Genomic DNA, 23,152 nt, shown 5'->3' on the forward strand with positions numbered 1-23,152 from the left:
ATTTTTGTTAATTTCCTCAATTTTCTCCCGGTATTTTCCTGATTTTCGGCATATACATACTATACAAAATCACGTGCACTCTCAATGGGCATTCACAGCCGTTTCCATTTCTTTTTTCCGCTTTTTTTCAATCTCGCGTTTAAAAATTTTGTGGTTGATAAACTGCACCATTTTCTGCATACGGCTCCGACTGCGGTAAATGGGATTTTCACCCTTTCCGATCCCAAGCCAGACTCTTGCATTCAGAATACTTCTGTTTCTTACAATAAATTCCTGCTCTGCCGGAGCAGAAAGAGCTGCGATCACACAGTCTGTCTCTGCACCGTTTACGGCATTTACAACAAGGTCATCCGCTGAATCGGTAGGCGATACTTTCGCCATTCCCGCCACCTGTATCCCGCTGTATCTCTCCTCCAGGTATTGATAGAAGGCTTCCGCCTCCTCCTCTGTCTCCACCAAAAGAAATACTCTGAAGTGGTTTTTGTGAAGATAGCGCAGAAACATTCTAAGATATGTGCGCTGCTCCACTTCCTGAAGATGCCGTTTCTCTGTTATATCTGCCCCTTCCAGAATCTCCTTCTCTCCCGGCAGCACAAGATCCACACACTCAATGCTCTCCCGAAGCTTCGGTTCCTCCGAGGCATACATTACAGTATCCACCGTAACAAGCTCTATCACGCTGACAGGCTCTGTACCCATATATTCTACTGTCTGCTTCATGGCTTCTTTGGCTGTACAGTCATCAATTCCAATATTCAGCACTTGAATCTTTTCGTTCATTACAATCACCCGCTATTCCTTCTAGCTGTTCGATTATAGCAAAACGACTTTTCCTTTTCAACCTTTGACACCAAATATTCATACTTCGTAATACTTTTGTTACAGTTCAGCCTTCAGCGTATTCCCTGTTCTTTTTTCTTTTTGTTGATCAGACCTCCGATGCGTCCCGTCTCTTTTGAAGAGAGGGATTTCCACCCCTGCTCCATGACTTTGTCCAGCAGACCAAGCTCTTCCGCTATTTCGTATTTCATTTTTTCTTCTTTTGTCAGTTCGCTTAATACGATCGGTTTTTCTTTTTTCCTGCTCATGCTGATACCCCTTTCCTATATGCAAGTATTAACATGATGCAGGATTTTATACAGCCAAAACCGATTTATTCCTGACTGCTCCGGTCCTTAATTAGGGTCATCCGGCATAACGATCGCCGCAATGATATATGCCAGCACTCCGCTTCCGGCGCAGAAAACAAACAAAAGGAAAGCAAGCCTTACTATCGTCGGATCGATATTAAAATATTCTGCCACTCCTCCGCATACTCCGCAGACCAGACGTTCTCTTCTTGATCTGTATAATCTTTTTGATTCCATATACACTCCTTCTTTCTGTAATTTCTGTTATCTTACTTCCGCTGCTCCTTGAAAAGAAACATTCACTGAACCGATACCGCACTGGATCTTCATATCCTTGCCGGCGTTGTTATCAATATCTTTATTTACTGCAACTCCGGAATAACTTTCATTTTCCAGATTCAGCTCACCGATTCCACATTCAATGAAATAATTGAAGTCTTCCTTCGTCCCTTCTGCAGTATAATTTAATTCTCCTACTCCGCATTCTATATCCACTTTTTTTCCAGCCTCGCCCACTGCAGTCAGACTTCCGGCGCCTACCATAAATTCCGCCGTGTCGGCTGTAAAAGAATTGATATTTCCTGCTCCTGCCCCAACTTCCAGATTCAGATCTTTGGCCTTTATCTCTTCTACGTCAAGTTCTCCATATCCCACCTGAAGATCTGCTTCTCCAAATTCCAAATAGTAAGGAACCTGTATCGTCACTTCTCCGGCTACTTCCTGATTCAAAAGTTTCCAGGGATAATGTTCGGCAGTGGTTTCCACTTTCAATTCTCCCTGTTCTTCCTTAATCTGAAGCTTCAGTCTGGAATTTACATTATAGGTTTCTACTCTGACGTTATTCTCTTCACACGGTACAATATTCACGAACAGTCCTTCTGTATCAACCTTCAGGTTTTTAACATTTGAAAAAAGTTCAACCTGATCGCTATCCACACTGGTACTGCCTGATTTCCAGAAGAACTGCGGCATATAGTTATCAACTAATACACCTGTCGCTCCCATTGCTTTGCCCGTCACAGCGCATACACAGCCCACCGCTGCCGTAACTCCGCAGAACACCCAAAATCGTTTCCATCCTTTTTTCATTTATGCCACCGCCTTTCTCCTGTGAAACGGTCTTCGGATTAAGTTGATGATCCCCCGGAAGAATCCGGGAAGTACGATCATACATGCCCTCACCGACGCCACCGTCATAATAAGTCCGATCACAAATGTGATCAGGCCGCCGCCGATCAGCACAAGTCCTGCCGACGCTTCCGGTATCAGGCAGGCTATTCCTGCTCCCACGAGCGTCACACCAAGCAAAACTACCATCACGGAAGCAAAAGCCAGACCGGCAAACAACGCCACAACTGCCACAACTACCGCTACCGCCGCACAGATCAGCGCTATACCTGCCGGAACAATGACGGGAAGCCCCACCAGGATCACCAATATGATCAGCACTATTTTAAGTCCGGTATTTTTCTGTTTTGTCTCCTCACTTCCGGTGTCCCAGTTGTTGTTTGATCTCTGTTCTTCCCGGGTGTATTTCCCCTGCTGTTTTTCCGTTCCGCCGCCTGCCTCATCCGAATCTTTTTCCTGCCCCGGATACGCCGGCGCTTCTTTCTGCTCGAATCTCGTATCGGTATAACCGGTCTCCCGAAATTCGCCTGCATCCGACGAAGCCTCTCCAAGTCCTGCTTTCACCTCTGCAGCAACTTTTGCCGGGCTTCCAAGTTCCCGAACGATCTCTTCTTCGTTCTCTTCTCCCGCTTCATCGAAATAATCATTATAATACTTCATCGCCTCTACACGTTCTTCCACGGATATATCCTGAAGAAGCGCTGCCAGTTCTGTCATAAACTGTATACGATTCATGAAATAGCACCTCCCTCAAATAATTCGCTGATCTTACTCGAATAGACTTTCCATTCGCCCCTGTATAAGTTAAGCTGCGCGGATCCTTTCGGCGTAATCTTATAGTATCTCCTGTTCCTTCCATCATACTGCATATCATAAACTTCCAGGCATTCGTCCTTTTGAAGTCTTCGCAGTACCGGATATAAAGTGGACTCTGATACTTCAATTGCTTTTCTTACATCCTGGGTGATCTTATATCCGTAAGTCCCTTCACTCTCCCGCGAAACAACCGCAAGGACGATCGCATCAAGAAGAGCTGCTCCGGTGTTAAATACCATCCAATCACTTCCTTTGTTATCATGTCTGCCTGCAGCCTCGGTGTACTCCGCCGCTGCTCTGCACACAAAATTAGTTGCAAAACAATATTATTTATCTATCTATATTATTTTTATGATTATATTATATGTCATATAATATTGTTTGTCAATATATGCAGAACAAGTTTCCTATTGAACAAAAAAATCCATCGATGCTTTTTTCGCACCGATGGATCAATTCTCCAAACATCTTAGCGTCTGTGTACAAGGGGACAATACGCTCCGTGTTGCCCCTTGTACACAGACGCTATTATTACAGCAAGATCCGCTCCTGAAGCGTAAAGGAATAAATAATTTTTTCTTTCACCCGTTTCCCGGTGAGCTGTTCCAACGCCTTTGCATAATAGGCCAGCTGTGCATGATATTTTTCTGCAAGTTCCTCTGGTTTTCGCACTTTATCCGTCTTGTAGTCCAGCACCACAAGCTCTCCGTCCTCCTCAAAGAAAACGTCAATAATTCCCTGAACCAGTATGGTTTCCCCTTCTCCTGATCCGGGGTAGATTTCTTCTGCATCTACGCCCAGAACAAAAGGCTGTTCCTTCCAAAGCTTTCCTTTTTCTGCCGCTTCTTTCATCCGTCTTCCGTCCGCACCGGAAACAAATGCAAGAATTTCTTTCGTCCGAACACTCTGCGCCATATCTTTCCGGATCTTTCCGCTGTTTTTCATCTCTTCGACCGCCATAGCCATGGATTCCAGACTGTAATCTTCCTTAAAATCCAAAAGCTCCAGAACACGGTGGTAAGCGCTTCCCCGGGAAGCTCCCGTCAGTTCTTCTTCCTCCATACGGAAACGCGGGATCAGCGGAATGACTTCCGGTTCTTCATAGGCCATCTCTCCCAGTTCTGTTCCTTCCTCACCATACACTTCCTTCATATATTCTCGCTTCTTCAGCTCCGAGACCGTAAACTTCAGCTTCCGTCCAAACGTATCCGGCCAGGGATAAGAGTATCCAAACTGCTCTTTCAGTCTGTCTTTCATTTCTTTATCATATGTTTCTTGTGTATTCCAGTCTTTCAGCGCCTGCTTGGTAAATATTTTCTCTGTCTTTTCCTCTTCTTCTGCACGGACAAAATCTTCCAGTCTCTTTATCCATACCTGAAGAGGCATCTCTTTCCCTCCGCCTGCAATGGCCGGAAGGATCCAGCTCAAACAGGAGGAAGCCGATGACAGCACCCCAAAAGAGAGTTCTTCTTCCACGCCTTTTACCGCTCGCAGAAATTCCAGCTTCTCCCCGGGATTTTTCATGGTTCCTGTGAGGATCAATTTTTCTTTTGCCCTTGTAAGAGCTACGTATAAAACCCGAAGTTCCTCAGCCAGGTTCTCCAGGATTTCCTCCCTTTGCATCACCCTCTTAAAAAAGGATACACTTTTGGTGCCCTCGTCCAGATCAACAGCATCCATACCTACTCCCAAAGAGGCATGAACGATCACACTGCTTCTGGCATCCTGCTGGTTAAACCGTTTTCCCATGCCGGCTGCGATCACCACCGGAAATTCCAGCCCCTTGCTCTTATGAATACTCATGATCCGCACCGTATCTGACTGTTCATCACTAAGACTTGCCTCTCCGTAATCCACATCATATTTCCGAAGCTGCTCGATATAGCGCACAAAATTAAACAGCCCTTTATAGCTGGTGCTTTCAAATGTCATGGCCTTTTCTGCCAGCATATCCAGATTTGCCTTCCGCTGCTCTCCTGCCGGAAGAGCGGCTGTGTAATCTCCATAGCCTGTCTCGTCCAGGATCTGCCAGAGCAGTTCATGGATCGCCGTATAGGGAACTCTCCGGCGGAAATGTTCCATCTGCCCCAGGCAGGATTCCAGTTTCCCCCGGATCTTTTCATCTTCTCCTTCCGTCCGGTAATGCTCCACCGCATCATAGAAGCGCTCCTTCGGATAAGCCGCCTTGATCCTGGCAAGCTCCTCATCATTCATTTTTCCGAAATAGGAAGAAAGAACTGCTGCCAGCGGAATATCCTGTTTCCGATTATTTAAAACACGGAAGTAATCCAGAAGAGTTCCGATCTCCCGTGTCTCAAAATAGCCTTCCTTCGTCCCTGCATATGCCGGTATCCCTTCTTCCGACAACACTTCCAGGAACACATCGCTCCACCCTTTTATGCTTCGGGTCAGGATCACAATATCCGAATAGCGTACCGGGCGCAGTGTTCCGTCTTTTTTGTCTGTCACCACAGCCTGACTCATCAGTTCCCGGATCCGGCCTGCCACTGCCTTTGCCTCCAGGCGGCGGGCATTGAGGGTGTTTTCTCCCTCCCCGGCCATATCCAGGATTTCTTCCTCGATCTGTGATTCGATCAGCAGGATCTCCGGCTGATTTCCCGGCTGCTCCTCAAAGGAAGCGCCGGGATGAAGGGCCGCCCGGTCGTCATAGACAATTCCTCCAAGAGGCTCTGTCATGATCTGCCGGAACAGATAATTCACTCCCTCCAGCACTTCTTTTCTGCTTCGGAAATTGCGGTAAAGGTCAATCCTCTGCTTCTCGCTGTCGGTCCCCTCCCCTTCATAAAGACGGTACGTATTGAATTTCTCCATGAAAAGCTCAGGCCTTGACAGCCGAAACCGATAGATACTCTGCTTCACATCTCCTACCATGAAAACATTGTACCTTCCCCGGGAAATCCCGGAAACGCTGGTAAGGATCGCTTCCTGGATCAGATTGCTGTCCTGATATTCGTCGATCATAACCTCCCGGAACATTTCCTGGTATTCACGGGCCGTGGCAGAAGGTTTCCATCCATCCCCTTCTTTTTCTGTCAATATACGCAGGGCATACTGCTCCATATCACTGAAGTCGATCATATTGCGGCTTCTTTTTCGTTCCTCAAAAGCTTTGGCAAAATCCTCTGTCAGACCTGCAAGCACTTTCATCATAGGGAAACAAAGGGCTGCCTGGCGGAGCACTTCTTCGATATTATCTTTAAAATAATGACCGGCTGAATTTTTCAGGATCCCCTTCATTTCCTCCCGCAGTGCTTTTACCTGCTCTGCCTTTTCCTTTGACACTGTTTTATCCCGGTTAGCCGCCAGCTTCTTCCAGGAAATCTTCTGAAACGCCTCATAATAATCCGAATAAGTTACAGCCTTCTCAAACCGTTCAATATTTTCCAGATCACTTTCCAGCGTTTCCCCGTACATATAAGGCCCGTCCGGCTCTAAGCACAGCTTTTCCGCTTGTCTTTGCAGTTTTGCAGCACTTTGGACATAGCAGTCCATCCGCTGTTTTGCCGCCTGAAAAGCAGAGGTCTTTAACAGTTCTTCTTCCGACGTCACCTGATAAAGGCGCACACAGGAGCCCAGCCATTCCTCCGGCGCCGGATAGCTTCTGGAAAATTCATAGAGCTTCAGGATCAGCTCTTCCATCTTGCGGTCATCCCTGCCCCGGGCATAACTCTCTGCAAATTCCAGGAACCGGGCATTACCCTCCTGATATTTTTTCTCGAGAAGCTCCTCCAGGACATCCTGGCGCATCAGCCGAAGCTCTCCCTCCTCTCCGATACGGAAAGACGGATCCAGGTCAATGCTGTGAAAATGTTCCCGTATAACAGAGAGACAAAAGCTATGGATGGTGGTAATCCTGGCGCTGTGTATCAGCGTAGCCTGCTGCTTCAGATGTTCATCATCCGGTCTCTCCGCCAGCTTCTTCTCAATGGCTCCCCGGATCCTCTCCTTCATCTCTGCCGCCGCTGCCTCTGTAAACGTCACGATCAAAAGCTGATCCACATCCACCGGATCTTCTTCTCTTGTCAGCATGGTGATGATCCGTTCCACAAGAACAGCGGTCTTTCCGGAGCCGGCTGCTGCCGACACAAGAATATTGCGGTCCTGCAGATCAATTACATTTTGCTGTTCTTTTGTCCATTTCACGCTCACAGATCATTCTCTCCTTTTCCCGTACTTTTTTCTGTACTTTCTTCTATCTGTTTTCCCATCCGCTCTATGGCTTCCTGTCTGTCGAGTTTTTCAATGTCACGGTAATGGTAGCCCGGAATCTTTGTATCGAATCCGCATATATGCCGGTAGGCACAGTAATCGCATCCGGTCCGGGTTCCCTGCCGGTAGGGACTGATCTTGGCCTCGCCGGACGCAATCCTTTCATGCAGCTCTTTTACCTTTTCCCCGGCGTATCTGGAAAGAACGGCAAAATCACTTCCATCTACTGCTTTTGATGAAGCAGCAAGACTTCCGTCCTTTTTAAATTTCACCGGCACAGCCAAAGATTCCCCTTCTCTTCCATGCTCCAGATGCGCAAGAGAATTTTTTTCCAGGCTGATCAGGCCGTCCGGGCGGAGTTCTTTCAATAGTTTTTCCTTTACTGTTTCCTTGTCATCCCCTTTCTCCACAAGGGGATCCTGGATGCGATAGTAAAAAATCCCGGACGGCACCGCCTCCTTGTCAGGATACCTCCGCTTTACCAGCCCCAGCGCCTGGTTCATATAAACCATCAGCTGAAGCTGAAGCCCATGATACAGCAGAGAAAAATCAAAAGCAGTGTGGCCGGTCTTGTAATCCACCACTTTTACATACACCGTATCATCTTCCAGACAGGTATCTACCCGGTCAATCTTTCCGCTTCCAAAACTCAGCTCACTGGCTTCCGGCTGGAAATCTCCCCGGCGGAGCTGCTCGGTCAAGGCCCACACCGTACGGTTCATCATATGTTTCATCCGTGTGACCATATACTGATTTCTCGATGTACTGTAAAGCACAGAATTTCCATAGTCTGTAACCGCTTCATCCACACATTGGTCTGAGAGTTCTTTTTGCTCTTCCAGAGTCAGAGAAATCCAGCTTCTTTTGCTCTCCGAAAGTTTTCCCGCGTATTTTTCCACTGCACTGTGGAAAACATTGCCCATATCCGCAGCCCGAAATTCATATTCCTGCCTTTCTTTTAAAGCCAGGCCATAAGTAAGGAAATGAGAAAAAGCACAGGAAGAAAACCGTTCCATTCTCGTAATGCTGGCTCTGAAATCATCTCCGTAAATCTTTTTTGCCACCGCTTCGCTGACCGCATCCGACGGGCGGACATAATAAGCCGCGTCCAGAAGATCTGACAGCTTGCCCTGCCATTTTTCCTCTCCTTTATACCAGCTGTAAAGCTCCATCCAGGCGCTTCCGGAAGCATCATCCCTCCCCTGCAGCCCTTTTGTGAGTTCCGTGATTCCCGACTCCGGCGTCATCTCTTTTTCCTTCAGCGCCTTTTCTTCCTCATCCTCCACAGAAATTTCAGGAAAAAGACGGCGGATTTCCTGAATCAGATAAGACGGCCTGACGCTCTTTCCATCCGCTGACACCTTACTGTAAAATACACAGAGTTTCTCTGTCGGTTTCGTCAGATTCAGGTACAGATAATATTTCTGCACATAGGCCTGTTCCTTTGCTCCAGGCGTCAAAGCAATCTTTTCCCGGGCAAATTTTGTCCTGTCTCCTTCTGAAAGAAGTCCTGCCTGCATCAGATTTCCCGGAAGGAAGCTGTCATTTGCCCCCAGAAAGAGCAGCGCCTTAATGTCTTTCAGTCTGGTTCTTTGCATGTCACCGATCACAACCTGGTCGATGCCGGGCGGAATCACACCTACCTTGGCCTCCGTCAGACCTGCATCCAAAAGGCTGCAGTACTCCTCCAAAGTGACGGTCTCGTCCCCAAGCAGCTGCACAAACTTATCAAAAAGATCCAGAACAATCCCGTAAATCTGAGCATACTCTCTTGCAAGCGCCATCTCTCCTTCCGCCTGGAACTGCTCTTCCTGTTCTTTTAAAACGAGCTGCATTTTTTCCCGGACAAGAAAATCATAGAGCGCTTCTGTAATATCCCTCACTGTTTTCTTTTTCTGCTTCAGCACAAATACGAGATCATCCACCAGCTCCACCAACATCACCCGTAAATGATTGACCCGCTCAAGTTCCTCCTCGGTCATATCCCTGGAACGCCGGATCCACCGCTCCTGCCATTTTGCAAATCCTTTTACGCCAAGGGCCAGGCAGTAATTTTCCAGCTCGTCTATCTCCTCCGCTTCAAATCCTGCATACCCCGTACGAAGGAAGCGGAAGACACTCTCAAATGAAAAATTCTGCTCCGCCATGGTAAGGAGACTTCTTATATATTCCACAAAAGAGTTTAAAAGGATACTCCTTTTCTGATCCATAAAGACCGGGATCTCATAGCGTCCAAAGGCCCTCTTAAGACTGTTTCCGTATGTGTCCATATCACTGACGATAATGCCGATCTCCCGATAGCGGTATCCTTCCGTCCGGATCATACGGCGTACTCTTTCCGCTGCCGCCCACGCCTCATCCATGGGATTTCTGGCTACATGAAGTTCCACTGCGCTTTGCTGCCCTGTATATGTTTTTCCTGAATAACGGAAGATTTCTCTTTCCAGGAACCCGATAGCAGGACAATTTTCAAACCTGGGAGCAGGCTGCCTTTTCAAAACAACGGGGTCCTTGACAGGAATCTGCATCTTCTTCGCTGTTTCCAAAAGAGAAGCTACTGTCTGCTTGCTCATGGCAAAAAGCTGGTAAGGATGACGAAAGGTATAGGGATCTTCCCGTTCATCAATAGTTACCGTCACGATCACATCCCTGCATATTTTCATCAACTCTCCCAGAAGACGGCCCTGCACCGGGGTAAATCCGGTAAATCCATCCAGAACTACTGTGCTTTTTCTCAGAATCTCCGATTCACAGGCCACTCTGGACAGTACATCCAAAAGCTCTTCCTTAGTGATAAACTTTTCCCGGAGATAATCCTGGAAGCCCTGGTACAAAAGAGCAATATCCGACAGTTTATAATACAAATAAGAATCCTCCCCTGAGGATTCCATCACTTTGCGGATCTCATCCATGCCCACGTCGTACTGTATAAATTCCGACAGAACGGATTTCACTTCGCTGACATACCCCAGCTTCCGCATATTTCCTTTCAGCACCTTCAGGCGGGACTCAAGCTCCCCTCCGATCTTTCTAAGCACCAGATTCTTTCCCTCATCGTCCAATACCGGGAATCCTCCCTTTCCTGTCTCTTCAAAAATACGGTGAGCCAGGCGCACAAAGCTTAGGACATCAATATTCATGATTCCCTTCCTGCTGCCGTGCATAACAAGGTCTTTCTGAGTCTGCATGGTAAACTGCTCCGGTACAAGGACAAGATAAGAAAGGGAGGGATTCTCCTCCGCTTCTTTTGTAATATTCTGATAAAGATAATGGGACTTCCCTGAACCGGAACCCCCAAAAACAAACTGCAGCGCCATATTTTTTCCTTTCTGTTGTCGTCACCTTTGCCTGATCAGCATATCCTGCCGTATATAAATGCCGGCACATACGCTTTCACATAAATGCCTTCCTCGCGGTACTCTTCTTTGGACAGCTCCCCATACTGGCGTATGATCTGAATCTTTCCCGCCTCACTGTAAAGATAAAGCTTCTCCACCTCGATCTTCTGCTCCCGAAGAATATCTTCCACAGCGCTTAGAAGTTCTTCCGTCCCTTCTCCGGTCTTTGCGGAAATACAGACCGTTCTGTCCGCCCGGAAATCTCTTGGAACATATTCGCACCGGGCTGTATCGATTTTATTAAACGCTGTGATCACAGGCTTATCAAGCGCCTGAAGTTCCCGCAGCGTCTCATAGACAATATGCATCTGCTCATCCATCCGGGGACTGGACACATCTGCCACATGGATCAAAATATCTGCATACCGGGCTTCCTCCAAAGTACTTTTAAAAGCCTCGATCAAGTGATGGGGAAGCTTCCGTATAAATCCCACCGTATCCGTCAGGAGAATTTTCTGTCCTCCCGGCAGCTTTTTTACTCTCGTGGTCGGATCCAGCGTTGCAAACAATTTATCCTCCGCCAGGATCCCGGCATCTGTCAGATAATTAAGAAGCGTGGACTTTCCCGCATTGGTATAACCGACAATGGCAGCAACCGGAATATTTTCTCTGTTTCTGTGCTCCCTTGTCACTTCCCGATGTCTCTTAACCTCCTTAAGCTCCTGATTCAGTCTGGAAATTCTGCTCTTGATCAGCCTTCGGTCCATTTCCAGCTTTTTCTCTCCGGGTCCTCTTGTCCCGATTCCTCCTCCCAGTCTGGAAAGAGAAGTGCCAAGCCCTGTAAGGCGGGACTGCCGGTATTTCAGCTGTGCAAGCTCCACCTGGATTTTCCCTTCGCTTGTAGAAGCACGAGCCGCAAAGATGTCCAGGATCAAAAGGGTACGGTCCATGATCTTTGTGTCCAGCTCTGCCTTCAAATTGCTGATCTGCGCCGGGGACAGCTCATCATCGCATATGATCCCGTCAGCTTCTGTCTCCCACAAAAGGTCCTTAAGCTCCATAATCTTGCCTTTTCCCAGATAGGAAGTGGGATGGATCTGTTCCCTCTTCTGGATCAGGCGTCCCACGCACACCGCTCCGGCCGTCTCGGCAAGATCCTCCAGCTCATCTAAGGAAGACGATACATCGTCATAATCCGAAACACTCACCCCTACCAGGATGACTCTTTCTTTCCTTTCCTTCGTCTCAAACATGCTCTTTTCCCTTCTGCTTTTATCTTGTCTCCAGAAATTCCGCTTCTTTTGCAGCCTTTTCATCGTCAGGATAATCCTGAATGTAGGACTTCAGCTTTGACTTGGCGCTCTCCATGTCTCCCGATTTCTCATAGGCAGCGATCTCATTCAGCCGCATCTCCTGCTTCAGTTCGTCGCTTGCATCCTCTTCTTCCAGGCCCAGGCGGTAGTAATTCAGCGCCTGTTTCGCCTGATCCAGTTTCATACAGCAGTTTCCCATCAGATTATAAATCTCTGCGGTCTTGTCCCCTCCGTTTTCCAGCGCACTTTCAAAGGCTGACAGCGCTCCTTCGTAATCCTCAAGCTCCCACTTTGCAATGCCAAGCCCTCTCTGTGCCTCTGCGTCTTCCTCATCCTTTTCTACAGCCTGCTCAAACAATTCCGCCGCTCCCTTGTAGTCCTGCTCTTCCAGAAGGCTTACCCCTTCCTCTACTGTTTTGTCGCCGCACCCTGTCAGCATGAATCCGGCCAGGGCCAGAGCCGCCAGTGTTCCTATATAACGTTTCATCCCAAATCTATCCTCCCGCTGTGTTTCAGGCAGTTTTACTGCCAATATTTTACCACTCCGGACGCATTGATAATAGACAGAATCATTACGCCCACATCAGTGAATACCGCTTCCCACATGGAAATGTACCCAACAGCTGCCAGAACCAGCACGATAAATTTCATTACAAGAGCAAAATTGATATTCTGCCCTACCACCCGCACGGTTTCTTTCGCTATGCTTACTGCATCCACGATCTTGGGAAGCTCATCTTCCATCAAAACAATATCTGCCGCCTCGATCGCCGCGTCAGCTCCCAGAGCGCCCATAGCGATTCCCACGTCCGCTCTGGCAAGAACAGGTGCATCATTGATACCGTCACCGACACACACAACCCGTTCCGCCTCGTACTGACACTGCATAAATTCTTCCATCTGTTCCAGTTTATCTTCCGGCATCAGTTCTGTATAAGCATAATCCATATGCAGTTCTTTTGCAACGGCGTTTCCGGCTTCCCGGCTGTCTCCGGTCAGCATAACCAATACTGCATGGTATTTTTCGCGAAGCGTCCGCATGGTCCATTTGGCATCTTCCTTGAGCCGGTCTCCTACCACAATATATCCGCCGTATTCGCTTTCTACAAGAACGTAAATTACCGTGTCCTCTGTCTCTATTTCATCCACTTCCACACCGTAAAGCCCGGCCATTCGGCTGTTGCCGATATGGATATTCTTCCCTTCATACCTGGCGCTGATGCCATATCCGGGCTGCTCTTCTACCTGGGTTACCCTGGAAGCATCATATTCTCCGCCGTAGGCGTTCATAAGAGACTGCGCAATGGGATGGTTGGAGTAATTCTCCACATGAGCCGTAATCTCCAGAAGTTCACTCTCTGTCAAAGATTCCGCATAGACTTCAAGCACTTCAAACACGCCTTCCGTCAGAGTTCCGGTCTTATCGAAAACAAAGGTGTCCGCCTTAGCCAGCATTTCAAGATAATTTCCGCCCTTTACCACAATACCCTGACGGGCCGCCGCTGCAATCCCGCCAAGAAAAGCTACCGGCACCGACAGGATCAGTCCCGCCGGACAGGCGGCGATCAGCACGATCATAGCACGGTAAATCCAGGTACTCCACTGGGCTCCGGGTAAAAACACAGGCGGAACTACCATGATCAATATGGCCGCTGCTGTTACCGCTGGCGTATAAAACTTCGTAAACCGCTGAACAAAGCTCTCCGTATCAGCCTTTCTTTTCTGTGCGTTCTCGACCAGCTCCATTACTCTGGATACGGTGGAGTCTTTGTACAATTTCTTTACCTCTGCCTCTACTACACCGGTTGTATTGATGCTCCCGCTGTAGATCCTGTCTCCTGTGCCCACCGTCTGGGGAACGGTCTCTCCAGTAAGCGCTTTGGTATCCATAGCCGTGATGCCACTTGTGATCACAGCATCTACCGGGACTCTTTCTCCGGGTTTTATAACAATAACATCTCCTACCTGCAGACTGGATGGCTCCACCTGCACTTCCTGTTCCCCCTCTTTGCGTATTGCATACATAGGGCGTATATCTATATATTTCGCTATGGTACGCTTTGTCCTGTCCACAGAAACAGCCTCCAAAGATCCTCCGATCTGGAACAACAGCATAGCTGCCACACCCTCCTCATAATGTCCTACTGCAAGAGCTCCCACAGTAGCCACGATCATCAGAAAGTGCTCATCTAAAAATTTCTTTTTCATGACATTTTCCTGAAATCCCCGGAAAGACTCAAATCCTGCCACCAAATATATGGCAAGGAAAATAAAAAATTTGACTTCATTATCAAGAGCAGTGAGCCTGGCCAATGTCACTGCACCCGCATAAAGCGCGATTCCTGCCGCCAGAATGATCCACCTTATTTTCAGTTCTTTTGCCATCCTTTTATCCTCTTCATCCCATTTATATGAGCTCTATTCGCTAATATGCTCCATACCCTGGCTGATGATCGTCTGAATATGTCCATCCGCCAGGGAATAAAAAACGGTTTTTCCTTCTCTTCTGTTTTTTACCAGCTTCATCTGCTTCAGCACTCTGAGCTGATGGGAGATTGCCGACTGGGTCATTCCGAGTATCTCCGCCAGATCGCAGACACATACCTCTGCCTGGAGAAGAACGCACAAAATACGGATTCTCGTGGCATCTCCAAATACTTTATAAAAATCCGCCAGATCATGGATCATTCCATCTCCCGGCATCTTTTTCTTCACTTCTTCTACTGTACCTGTGTGGGTCATCACAACATCGCAGCATTCTGCTTCTGTTCTTTTCATGTTCTACCGTCCTTCCTGACTTTCCACAGCTATCATGTGAATACTGGTTCATTTGTTAATTATGCCAAAATACCCCCGATATTTCAACTATTTCGCTGAAATCCGGGGGAACTTAACAATTTTGTAATGTGTTTTTAAAATTTTCTATACAATATACGGATGGAATTAAGCACACAGAGCATCGCTACTCCAGTGTCGGCAAATACTGCCATCCACATATTGGCAGCTCCAAAAAATCCAAGAAGCATGACCAGCGCCTTGATCGCAAGGGCAAACACTACGTTCTGCATCGCAATCTTTCCGGTAACCCGAGCAATGCGGATGGAATCGGGGATTGCTTCTACGGAAGAGGTCATAAATACAACATCAGCCGCCTCAATAGCAGCGTCCGCTCCACTGCCCATGGCAGCGCCTACATCTGCTCCTGCAAGAACCGGCGCATCATTGATGCCGTCTCCGACAAACATCACCGGCCCATATTTCTTCCGGATCATCTGCAGATGTTCCAATTTCTCCTGCGGAAGCAGCTGCGCATAAATCTCCTGGAGCCCTACAGCATCTGCCACTGCCCTGGCACTGTCCCTGGCATCTCCTGTCAGCATTGCCGCCGCCAGATGTTCTTTTTTCAATGTTTCAACAGCTCTGACCGCTTCTTCCTTCAAAGCATCCGCAATCACAATATATCCGGAAAGCTCTCCGTTTACTGCAATCAAAACTTCCGTACCGTATTCTGTATATTCAAAACTCCTGGTATCAACCTGATACTTCTCCATCAGCGCCCGGTTTCCGCAAAGCACCTCCTGCTCTTCTATCACTGCACGAATGCCTTTTCCTGAAATTTCTTCCGCTTCTTTTGGCCGTACCAGGGTAAGACCTTTTTCTCTTGCCGCTTCCACAATGCTGGTTCCAATGGGATGCGTCGAACCCAGTTCACATTCAGCCGCTTTTCTTAGCAGCTCTTCCATCCCGATCCTTCCTTTTGGCACCACGCTCTGCACCTGAAACTCTCCCTTAGTGATCGTTCCCGTCTTATCCATAACAACAGCTTTCACATCTTTTAACGCCTCAATAGAAACGCCTCCCTTAAAGAGGATTCCCCTTTTAGATCCTGCTCCGATACCGGAAAAGAACGCCAGCGGAACACTCAGCACAAGCGCGCATGGGCAGCTGATAACAAGGAATGTGATAGCCGTATAAATCCAGTGGTTCCAGTCTCCAGTAATCATTGACGGGATAATCGCTGTCAAAACAGCTGCCAGAACAACGATGGGAGTGTAAACTCTCGCAAATCTGGTAATGAAGCGGTCCAGTTTTGGTTTACTTGCAGCTGCATTCTCTACCGAATCGAGAATTTTAGTGACCATGGATTCACTCAATTTTTTCTCCACTCTCATCTTCAGGACGCCCTGTTCGTTGACACATCCGGAGACAAGAGAAGATCCCGGTGACACCGCTACCGGCACCGGCTCTCCGGTTACCGGAGAGGTATCGATCCTGCTTGTTCCTTCTGCCACTGTTCCATCCAGAGGGATTCGATCTCCGGGACGGATAAGGAGAATATCTCCCACTTCCGCTGATTTTGCAGGAATCTCATAAACATTGCTGCCTTCCACCCTATTTACAACTTCCGGCCGCATATCCACTGCTTCCATGATCTGGGACCGGCTTCTGTCAACAGCAATATCTTCAAACAGTTCTCCTATCCGGTAAAAAAGCATAACTCCCACAGCTTCTGCGAAATCACCAATGGCAAATGCCGCCAGTGTTGCTACACTCATAAGAAAATTTTCGTCAAATACATGACCCTTCGTCAGATTTTTCAGCGCTGACCATACGATTTCCCAGCCAAGAAGTACATATGCCACTACAAATCCTATAGCGGGATACAAGGGAGTCATTCCCATATGCTCACTGATCGTTCCCGCCGCAAAAAGAATCGCACCTGCCGCAATTATCAAAATTTCCTTTTTGTTTTCTTCAAAAAGACTTTTCTTCACTTTGGGAAGAGGCTTTTCCTCTTCTTTTGGTACAACAGTCACTTCACTTTCAATAGATGAGCATATCTCCTGTAATTTAGGAAGCAGTGCCTCCTGATGATTCGCCGCCACCTTAAGCTGTTTGGTAGCATAAGTAAGAACCGCCATCTCCACCTCCGGAAGCGCACAGATCTGCCGTTCCATTTTCGCTGCGCAGTTAGCGCATCCCAGCCCTTCCAGAATGTAGATTCTCTGCTCCGTCTTTTTATCTATATGGTCAAACTCATGTCCTGTGTGTATTACTTCTGTATGGTGATGATCTCCATGAGCATGGCTGTGTCCTTCATGGCTATGGGAATGCTCCTCATGGTCATGGGAATGATGATTTCCTTCGTGGCTGCATTTTCCTTCACAATGGCAGTGTTCCTGTTCTGCCTGCATTTTTTCTTCCGACATGCGAATCCCTCCTCTGACTGACTTCAAATTTATCTTTATATGAATGATTGTTCATATGTTCATGATTTAATATAAACACATTTTCTCCCTGTTGTCAATAGAGGAATGACTTTATTTTCACACAAGAAACCGCTGCACCCGACTATCGGGTAACAGCGGCCTTTCTGCTGTCCTCCACAGCACATGAAATTGCCTCATTGAATGTAGGATGGGCACGCATTGCATACATAAGCTGGGAGCTTGTCAGACCGTTGGCAAGAGCCGTGGCAAGCTCTCCAATCATATCCGTTGCCCTGGGGCACATCATCTGCGCTCCCAAAAGCTCATCGCTGTCCGCTGCAAAGAGCACTTTGATAAATCCGCCCTCTCCGCCTGCAATAATAGACTGTCCGTTTCCATCCATGATATATTTCCCGCACCTTACCGGCACTCCCTTTCTCTTCGCTTCCTCTTCCGTCAGCCCCACAGAAGCGATTTCCGGGTCTGTATAAAGACAGCTTGGCACGATCGAAACTGAAGTAAACAAGCCACCCGGAACCATGGAAAGAATCACTGACGCTCTTTTATCATTCATTCTCTCCACTACATATGTAGCCTCTGCAGAAGCCACGTGGGCCAGCTGTATTCCTCCGGTCACATCACCTACCGCATAGACTCCCGGCATGCTGGTACGGTAAAATTCATCCACCACAACTTTCCCATTTTCCAGTTTGATAGGAACATCCGCTTCAAAAAGACCCTCTGTAGCCGGCGCGCGTCCCACAGACACAAGTACCACATCCACCGACTCTTCTTTGTTCTTTCCGTCATGCACAAATCGACATCCCAGAAGATCTCCCTTTTTTTCCACCCGCTCGAGAATGCTTTCTTTATAAATCCGGATTCCTCTTTTTGTCAAAATCTGTTCCAGCGCATCTGAAAATTCTCGGTCCATATTGGGGAGCAGCCGGTCGGAGATTTCTATTACAGTCACATTTGTGCCAAGCGCCTGGAATACAGTGGCAAGTTCCAGACCGATCACGCCCCCTCCCAGGATAAGCATATTTTCGTATTTATGGGCCTTGCTGACAAGAAGTTCTTCACTTGTAACCACTCCCGGAAGCTCCATCCCCGGGATATCTGCCAGCTTCGCTTTGGCCCCGGCAGCAATGAGGATCTTATCTCCGGCAAGGAGAAGGCTGCTTCCGTCCTCCCTGGCAACCTTCACAGTTTTATTCTTTTGAAGCACGGCATTTCCATAGATCATATCAATGCCCAGGCGTTCAAAATCCTTTTCCAGTTCTGACCGCATCTGTTCCGATGCCCAATCTTTATACTCATATATTTTCTGAAGATCAAAACTGATATTTTCCGCATGAAGTCCGAACTTCTCACACTCTCTCATTTCCCGGTACAAAGTTGCGGCATGAAGAAGCGCTTTTGCCGGAATACATCCTCTGTTCATGCAGGTTCCTCCTGCAGGCCCCCTGTCGATCACGGCTGTTTTCATTCCCAGTTCTGCTGCCTTTTTAGCGGCCACATATCCTCCAGGTCCTGCCCCAATAATTACCAGATCATATCTGTTCTCTTCCATATTTCCCCCTGTCCTGCCAGATATATCACTCTCTGGCATTTCTTTATTACTCTATCTGCCAGTCAATAGGCTCCATTCCGTTCTTTTCCAGAAAGGCATTAGTCTGACTGAACGGTCTGCTTCCAAAAAATCCTCTGTATGCAGACAACGGGCTGGGATGAGGCGCTTCCAGAATCAGATGCTTCGGATTGTGGAGCATTGCCTTTTTCCTCTGTGCCGGCGCCCCCCACAAGATGAACACAATGGGTCTGTCTTCCTGATCCAACACCCGGATCGCCGCATCTGTAAATTCCTCCCAACCGATTCCCCGATGAGAATTTGCCCGATGAGCCCGTACAGTCAAAACAGTATTCAGCATCAGCACCCCCTGCCTGGCCCACTTTTCAAGACAGCCATGATCCGGAATCGTGCAGCCCAGATCATCGTGAAGCTCCTGATAAATGTTCACAAGAGAAGGGGGAATATCCACACCTTTTTTCACCGAAAAACAAAGCCCATGGGCCTGCCCCACATTATGATAGGGATCCTGTCCCAGAATAACCGCTTTCACCTCTTTAAGCGGCGTCAAATGAAACGCATTAAAAATATCGTCAGATGGGGGAAAAATCAAATAAGTTGCATACTCCTTTTTTACAGTCTCGAATAATTGCCTGTAATAGGCTTTGCCAAATTCTCCTTTTAATGCTTCCAGCCAGTCGTTTGATATTGCAGCCATCGTATCCTCCTTCTCTTTCGTCCGTTTTGATGCCTTTACAGGCGCACCGAAATCCCTTCTTTTTTCAAATATTCTTTTACTTCCCGTATCTCCAGTTCTTTATAATGGAACAGGGAAGCCGCAAGCACCGCATCCGCGCCCCCTTCCGTCAGAGCTTCTTTGAAGTGCTCCAGTGTACCGGCGCCGCCGGATGCGATCACCGGAATACGCACTGCGTCCGCAATAGCTCTTGTCAGCTCCAGGTCATATCCCGCTTTCGTCCCATCACAGTCCATACTGGTAAGGAGAATTTCTCCTGCCCCCAGTTTTTCCGCTTTCAAAGCCCATTCTACAGCGTCAATCCCCACATCAATACGCCCGCCGTTCTTGTAGATATTCCAGCCGCTGCCGTCCGCTCTCTTTTTGGCATCTATAGCGACAACAACGCATTGGCTGCCGAATTTATCTGCCGCTGCCGAGATCAGTTCCGGCGTCTGGATTGCCGAAGAATTGATAGAGATCTTATCCGCTCCCTCCCGCAGGATCGCGCGGAAGTCCTCCACAGTCCGGATCCCGCCTCCTACGGTAAAGGGGATAAATACTGTTTCTGCCACTTTGCGCACCATATCCACCACAGTAGATCTTCGGTCTGAAGACGCGGTAATGTCAAGAAATACCAGTTCATCTGCCCCTGCCTGGTCGTAAGCTTTTCCAATCTCCACCGGATCCCCTGCGTCCTTCAGATCCACAAAATTCACACCTTTGACTACCCGCCCGCCATGAACATCCAGACAGGGAATGATTCGTTTTGTATGCATGCTTCTCTCCTCCGTTTTATAACTCTACAAAATTCTTCAAAATGGCAAGTCCTGTGCTGCTGCTTTTTTCCGGATGGAACTGACAGGCAAACACATTATTTTTTTCCACAGAAGCATGAATCCTGATACCGTAATCCGTTACTGCCGTTACGATCTCTTCTTCTGCCGCCTGCAGATAATAAGAATGGACAAAATAGACATAAGGATCCTCCGGAAGGCCTCGAAAAAGTCTGCCGTTTCCCTGGAGCTTCAGAGTATTCCATCCCATATGGGGAATCTTCAGCCCTTCCGTTTCCGGAATCTTCAGTATCCGCCCCTTCAGTATGCCAAGTCCCTGAACGCCGGGGCTTTCCTCGCTGCTCTCAAAAAGCAGCTGAAGTCCCAGGCAGATGCCGAGAAACGGAGTTCCGTTTTCTGCAACTTGACGGATCACTTTCTCCAGGCCATACTGACGTATTTTATCCATGGCATCACCGAAAGATCCTACGCCCGGCAAAATGACCTTATCTGCTCCCAGAATCTGCTCCTTCTTCCTCGTAACTATCACTTCCTGTCCAAGGAAGTTCAGCGCTTTTTCCACACTTCTGATATTCCCCGCATCATAATCAATTATCGCTATCATTCTCTTTCCTGTCCTTTCTATTTCCGGCGCTGTATAAGCATGCTATGACTGCACCGGTTATTTTCTGTCCAGCTCAAACCAAAACTCCACGCCATTATCATAATTATTGACTCCGTATTCCTGATGAAAGGAATCCATGATCGCTTTTACAATAGAAAGCCCTATACCATTTCCGCCATATTCTCTTGTATGAGCCTTGTCCACTTTATAAAATTTCTCCCATATATGGGGAAGATCATCTTCCGGAATCGGAATGCCTGTATTGAATACCGTTACTTTTGCCTTCTCATCATGACAGAGAATTTTTATATCAATCACCTTATCCCCATCCAGGTGGTTGAGCGCATTATTGACGTAATTACGAAGCACCTGCTCCGCCTTAAATTCATCCGCCCATACATAGACCGGCTCCTTGGTTCTGAACTGGATCTTCGCATCCTTTTGCTGGATCAGTATTTCCATACTTTGCAGCACGCCTTTAATAAGCTCTGTCAGATCAAATCTCTCAAACTGGACATCCTGATCTCCAAACTCCAGCTGATTCAATGTCATGAGATTTTTTACCATCTGATTCATTTTGTCTGCTTCGTCTATGATTACATCACAATAAAACTGCATGCTCTCCGGATCATCACTGACCCCTTCCTTCAGCCCTTCCGCATATCCTTGTATAAGGGCAATCGGGGTTTTAAGCTCATGGGAAACATTTCCCATGAAATCTGTTCTCATTTTCTCCAGCTTTTCCTTTTTTTCGATATCCTGCTGCAGACGGTAATTGGCGCTTTTCAATTCAGAAACCGCCTCTTCCAGCTTCTGTGACATCACATTAAAATTCTCTCCCAGAACACCGATCTCATTTTTACCGCCGCTTGTATATTTGGCATCAAAATCAAGGTCCGCCATCCTGACCGACAGTGCGGTAAGTTCCATCAAGGGCTCTGTCAGCCTTCTGGAAAAGTACCACACAAATAGAATGCCTGCCACAATCACGCTTGTCCCCACTAAAAGAAGAAAACGGTCAAAGAGCATAATGCTTTCCCTGATACTTTCAATAGGGCTCCGGATGAAAATATTATATCCGTTTCCCATTTCTCCCCAGAGAGCCAGGTACTCTGAACCGCTGTCCACATCATTGAATCGTATGATCTGATAAGAGTCCGTCTTCTCCAGCATCTGGCTTCCCGGCTGATTCAGAAGAACTCCTGTCAGCTGCTGCAGCAGTTTTTCTGTATCCCTGACATTGGAATAGCCCTGACGCTCCGCAAAATTATATACCATATAGGAAAAATTATATCGTTCCGCTGTATAGGCCAATGTGTTCCTGACAGAATCATTCTGGATATTCCCATCGTCCATAACTTTTCCGATATCATCGTACATTTTAACAAAACTTTCTTTTTTGTTTTCTACATAATAGGGCTGCAGGAAAAAAGCATTGATAATAAAAAGACCGATTATCATACAGACAATAAGGCCCACAAAAATCCCTATCATCTGCTTGCGAATTGAATATTTCATCTAGTCCACCTCGAATTTATATCCCATGCCCCACACAGTCTTAATATAATCTCCTTTGTCTCCCAGCTTGCTTCTAAGCTTCTTTACATGAGTATCTATGGTTCTGGCATCTCCAAAATAATCGTAATCCCAAACATTGTTCAAAATCTTTTCTCTGGAAAGAGCCACTCCTTTATTCTCCATGAAATAGGCAAGAAGCTCAAATTCCTTATAGCTTAAGTCCACATTCTCTCCATCTATGGTGACAATATGGGCTGTCTTATCAACCCGGATCCCGCCTGCTTCCAATGCATCTTCCTCTGCCGCGCTGCAGGTACGTCTAAGAATTGCTTCTACACGGGCAACCAGAATCTTCGGGCTGAAAGGTTTTGATATATACTCGTCTACTCCCAGATCAAAGCCCTGGAGTTCATCTCTTTCTTCAGAACGTGCCGTGAGCATAATGATCGGTACTTTAGAAGACTGCCGTATCTCTCTGCACACCTGCCAGCCATCCATCTTCGGCATCATAACATCCAAAATAATAAGACAGACATCCTTATTTTCATAAAATATATCCATAGCCTCTATACCGTCGCCTGCCTCCAGGACCTTATATCCTTCCCGCTCAAGGAAATCCCGGACAAGCTTGCGCATACGGCTTTCATCATCCACTACTAAAACTTTTATCTGATCCACAAAAGCCACCTCCTCTGTTATTATCTATTATCTGCAATATTTCAGGTAATTGCAACCGGATTTCTCTATTCACCGTATAGAAAT

The 23,152-nt window shown here is 47.4% G+C and carries 19 protein-coding genes; all 19 read right to left on the reverse strand.

Going from position 1 to position 23,152, the window contains the following annotated elements:
• Positions 1-81 precede the first annotated feature (81 nt).
• The 19 genes from R2J37_RS13195 to R2J37_RS13285 all read right to left on the reverse strand — a co-directional run bounded on the left by R2J37_RS13195 (position 82) and on the right by R2J37_RS13285 (position 23,068).
• Positions 82-780 (reverse strand): WecB/TagA/CpsF family glycosyltransferase, encoded by a 699-nt coding sequence (locus R2J37_RS13195; protein WP_230105251.1) that lies wholly within the window; start codon positions 778-780, stop codon positions 82-84.
• A gap of 113 nt (positions 781-893) precedes the next feature.
• A complete protein-coding gene (locus R2J37_RS13200) occupies positions 894-1,088 on the reverse strand; it encodes an alpha/beta-type small acid-soluble spore protein (RefSeq protein ID WP_230105250.1) in 195 nt (64 codons plus the stop codon).
• 87 nt (positions 1,089-1,175) lie between these two features.
• Entirely contained in the window at positions 1,176-1,367 is a 192-nt protein-coding gene (locus R2J37_RS13205) for a PspC domain-containing protein (RefSeq protein ID WP_230105249.1), read from the reverse strand.
• 27 nt (positions 1,368-1,394) lie between these two features.
• The gene (locus R2J37_RS13210; RefSeq protein WP_316265484.1) at positions 1,395-2,219 is read right to left on the reverse strand and encodes a DUF4097 family beta strand repeat-containing protein; all 825 of its coding nucleotides are present in this window, start codon (positions 2,217-2,219) and stop codon (positions 1,395-1,397) included.
• Complete coding sequence (locus R2J37_RS13215) at positions 2,220-2,993, reverse strand: DUF1700 domain-containing protein (RefSeq protein WP_316265485.1); 774 nt, start codon at positions 2,991-2,993, stop codon at positions 2,220-2,222. It lies immediately after the preceding gene.
• A complete protein-coding gene (locus R2J37_RS13220) occupies positions 2,990-3,313 on the reverse strand; it encodes a PadR family transcriptional regulator (protein WP_230105246.1) in 324 nt (107 codons plus the stop codon). Before R2J37_RS13220 ends, R2J37_RS13215 begins: the two co-directional genes overlap by 4 nt.
• A 292-nt stretch (positions 3,314-3,605) precedes the next feature.
• A complete protein-coding gene (gene addA / locus R2J37_RS13225; RefSeq protein WP_316265486.1) occupies positions 3,606-7,244 on the reverse strand; it encodes a helicase-exonuclease AddAB subunit AddA in 3,639 nt (1,212 codons plus the stop codon).
• Positions 7,241-10,621 carry a PD-(D/E)XK nuclease family protein gene (locus R2J37_RS13230; protein WP_316265487.1) on the reverse strand — a complete coding sequence of 1,127 codons (3,381 nt, stop codon included), beginning with the start codon at positions 10,619-10,621 and terminating at the stop codon, positions 7,241-7,243. Before R2J37_RS13230 ends, addA begins: the two co-directional genes overlap by 4 nt.
• A gap of 35 nt (positions 10,622-10,656) precedes the next feature.
• The gene (gene hflX, locus R2J37_RS13235; protein ID WP_316265488.1) at positions 10,657-11,895 is read right to left on the reverse strand and encodes a GTPase HflX; all 1,239 of its coding nucleotides are present in this window, start codon (positions 11,893-11,895) and stop codon (positions 10,657-10,659) included.
• A 19-nt stretch (positions 11,896-11,914) separates the two neighbouring features.
• Positions 11,915-12,442 (reverse strand): tetratricopeptide repeat protein, encoded by a 528-nt coding sequence (locus R2J37_RS13240; protein ID WP_316265489.1) that lies wholly within the window; start codon positions 12,440-12,442, stop codon positions 11,915-11,917.
• 35 nt (positions 12,443-12,477) lie between these two features.
• Positions 12,478-14,340: a heavy metal translocating P-type ATPase gene (locus tag R2J37_RS13245; protein WP_316265491.1), complete on the reverse strand. Its 1,863-nt coding sequence runs from the start codon at positions 14,338-14,340 to the stop codon at positions 12,478-12,480.
• Positions 14,341-14,373: 33 nt separating this feature from the next.
• The gene (locus R2J37_RS13250; protein ID WP_230105240.1) at positions 14,374-14,733 is read right to left on the reverse strand and encodes an ArsR/SmtB family transcription factor; all 360 of its coding nucleotides are present in this window, start codon (positions 14,731-14,733) and stop codon (positions 14,374-14,376) included.
• A 134-nt stretch (positions 14,734-14,867) separates the two neighbouring features.
• Positions 14,868-17,165, reverse strand: coding sequence for a heavy metal translocating P-type ATPase (locus R2J37_RS13255; RefSeq protein ID WP_316265493.1), 2,298 nt, complete (start codon positions 17,163-17,165; stop codon positions 14,868-14,870).
• A gap of 142 nt (positions 17,166-17,307) precedes the next feature.
• Positions 17,308-18,738, reverse strand: coding sequence for a dihydrolipoyl dehydrogenase (gene lpdA / locus R2J37_RS13260; protein WP_230105238.1), 1,431 nt, complete (start codon positions 18,736-18,738; stop codon positions 17,308-17,310).
• Between the two features lie 46 nt (positions 18,739-18,784).
• Entirely contained in the window at positions 18,785-19,453 is a 669-nt protein-coding gene (ung, locus tag R2J37_RS13265) for a uracil-DNA glycosylase (RefSeq protein ID WP_316265495.1), read from the reverse strand.
• Positions 19,454-19,488: 35 nt separating this feature from the next.
• Positions 19,489-20,250 carry an imidazole glycerol phosphate synthase subunit HisF gene (gene hisF, locus R2J37_RS13270; RefSeq protein WP_316265497.1) on the reverse strand — a complete coding sequence of 254 codons (762 nt, stop codon included), beginning with the start codon at positions 20,248-20,250 and terminating at the stop codon, positions 19,489-19,491.
• Between the two features lie 16 nt (positions 20,251-20,266).
• Positions 20,267-20,872 carry an imidazole glycerol phosphate synthase subunit HisH gene (gene hisH, locus R2J37_RS13275; protein ID WP_316265499.1) on the reverse strand — a complete coding sequence of 202 codons (606 nt, stop codon included), beginning with the start codon at positions 20,870-20,872 and terminating at the stop codon, positions 20,267-20,269.
• 57 nt (positions 20,873-20,929) lie between these two features.
• Complete coding sequence (locus R2J37_RS13280) at positions 20,930-22,390, reverse strand: sensor histidine kinase (RefSeq protein WP_256193099.1); 1,461 nt, start codon at positions 22,388-22,390, stop codon at positions 20,930-20,932.
• Positions 22,391-23,068: a response regulator transcription factor gene (locus tag R2J37_RS13285; RefSeq protein ID WP_304999989.1), complete on the reverse strand. Its 678-nt coding sequence runs from the start codon at positions 23,066-23,068 to the stop codon at positions 22,391-22,393.
• Positions 23,069-23,152: the final 84 nt, after the last annotated feature.

Source organism: Claveliimonas bilis (genome assembly GCF_030296775.1).
GTDB classification, from domain to species: domain Bacteria; phylum Bacillota; class Clostridia; order Lachnospirales; family Lachnospiraceae; genus Claveliimonas; species Claveliimonas bilis.

Excerpts from the sequence above, each read along its gene's own strand:
- R2J37_RS13195 (WP_230105251.1), bottom strand. The coding sequence starts at position 780 with ATGAACGAAAAGATTCAAGTGCTGAATATTGGAATTGATGACTGTACA.
- R2J37_RS13200 (WP_230105250.1), bottom strand. The coding sequence starts at position 1,088 with ATGAGCAGGAAAAAAGAAAAACCGATCGTATTAAGCGAACTGACAAAA.
- R2J37_RS13205 (WP_230105249.1), bottom strand. The coding sequence starts at position 1,367 with ATGGAATCAAAAAGATTATACAGATCAAGAAGAGAACGTCTGGTCTGC.
- R2J37_RS13210 (WP_316265484.1), bottom strand. The coding sequence starts at position 2,219 with ATGAAAAAAGGATGGAAACGATTTTGGGTGTTCTGCGGAGTTACGGCA.
- R2J37_RS13215 (WP_316265485.1), bottom strand. The coding sequence starts at position 2,993 with ATGAATCGTATACAGTTTATGACAGAACTGGCAGCGCTTCTTCAGGAT.
- R2J37_RS13220 (WP_230105246.1), bottom strand. The coding sequence starts at position 3,313 with ATGGTATTTAACACCGGAGCAGCTCTTCTTGATGCGATCGTCCTTGCG.
- R2J37_RS13230 (WP_316265487.1), bottom strand. The coding sequence starts at position 10,621 with ATGGCGCTGCAGTTTGTTTTTGGGGGTTCCGGTTCAGGGAAGTCCCAT.
- hflX (WP_316265488.1), bottom strand. The coding sequence starts at position 11,895 with ATGTTTGAGACGAAGGAAAGGAAAGAAAGAGTCATCCTGGTAGGGGTG.
- R2J37_RS13240 (WP_316265489.1), bottom strand. The coding sequence starts at position 12,442 with ATGAAACGTTATATAGGAACACTGGCGGCTCTGGCCCTGGCCGGATTC.
- R2J37_RS13245 (WP_316265491.1), bottom strand. The coding sequence starts at position 14,340 with ATGGCAAAAGAACTGAAAATAAGGTGGATCATTCTGGCGGCAGGAATC.
- R2J37_RS13250 (WP_230105240.1), bottom strand. The coding sequence starts at position 14,733 with ATGAAAAGAACAGAAGCAGAATGCTGCGATGTTGTGATGACCCACACA.
- R2J37_RS13255 (WP_316265493.1), bottom strand. The coding sequence starts at position 17,165 with ATGTCGGAAGAAAAAATGCAGGCAGAACAGGAACACTGCCATTGTGAA.
- lpdA (WP_230105238.1), bottom strand. The coding sequence starts at position 18,738 with ATGGAAGAGAACAGATATGATCTGGTAATTATTGGGGCAGGACCTGGA.
- ung (WP_316265495.1), bottom strand. The coding sequence starts at position 19,453 with ATGGCTGCAATATCAAACGACTGGCTGGAAGCATTAAAAGGAGAATTT.
- hisF (WP_316265497.1), bottom strand. The coding sequence starts at position 20,250 with ATGCATACAAAACGAATCATTCCCTGTCTGGATGTTCATGGCGGGCGG.
- hisH (WP_316265499.1), bottom strand. The coding sequence starts at position 20,872 with ATGATAGCGATAATTGATTATGATGCGGGGAATATCAGAAGTGTGGAA.
- R2J37_RS13280 (WP_256193099.1), bottom strand. The coding sequence starts at position 22,390 with ATGAAATATTCAATTCGCAAGCAGATGATAGGGATTTTTGTGGGCCTT.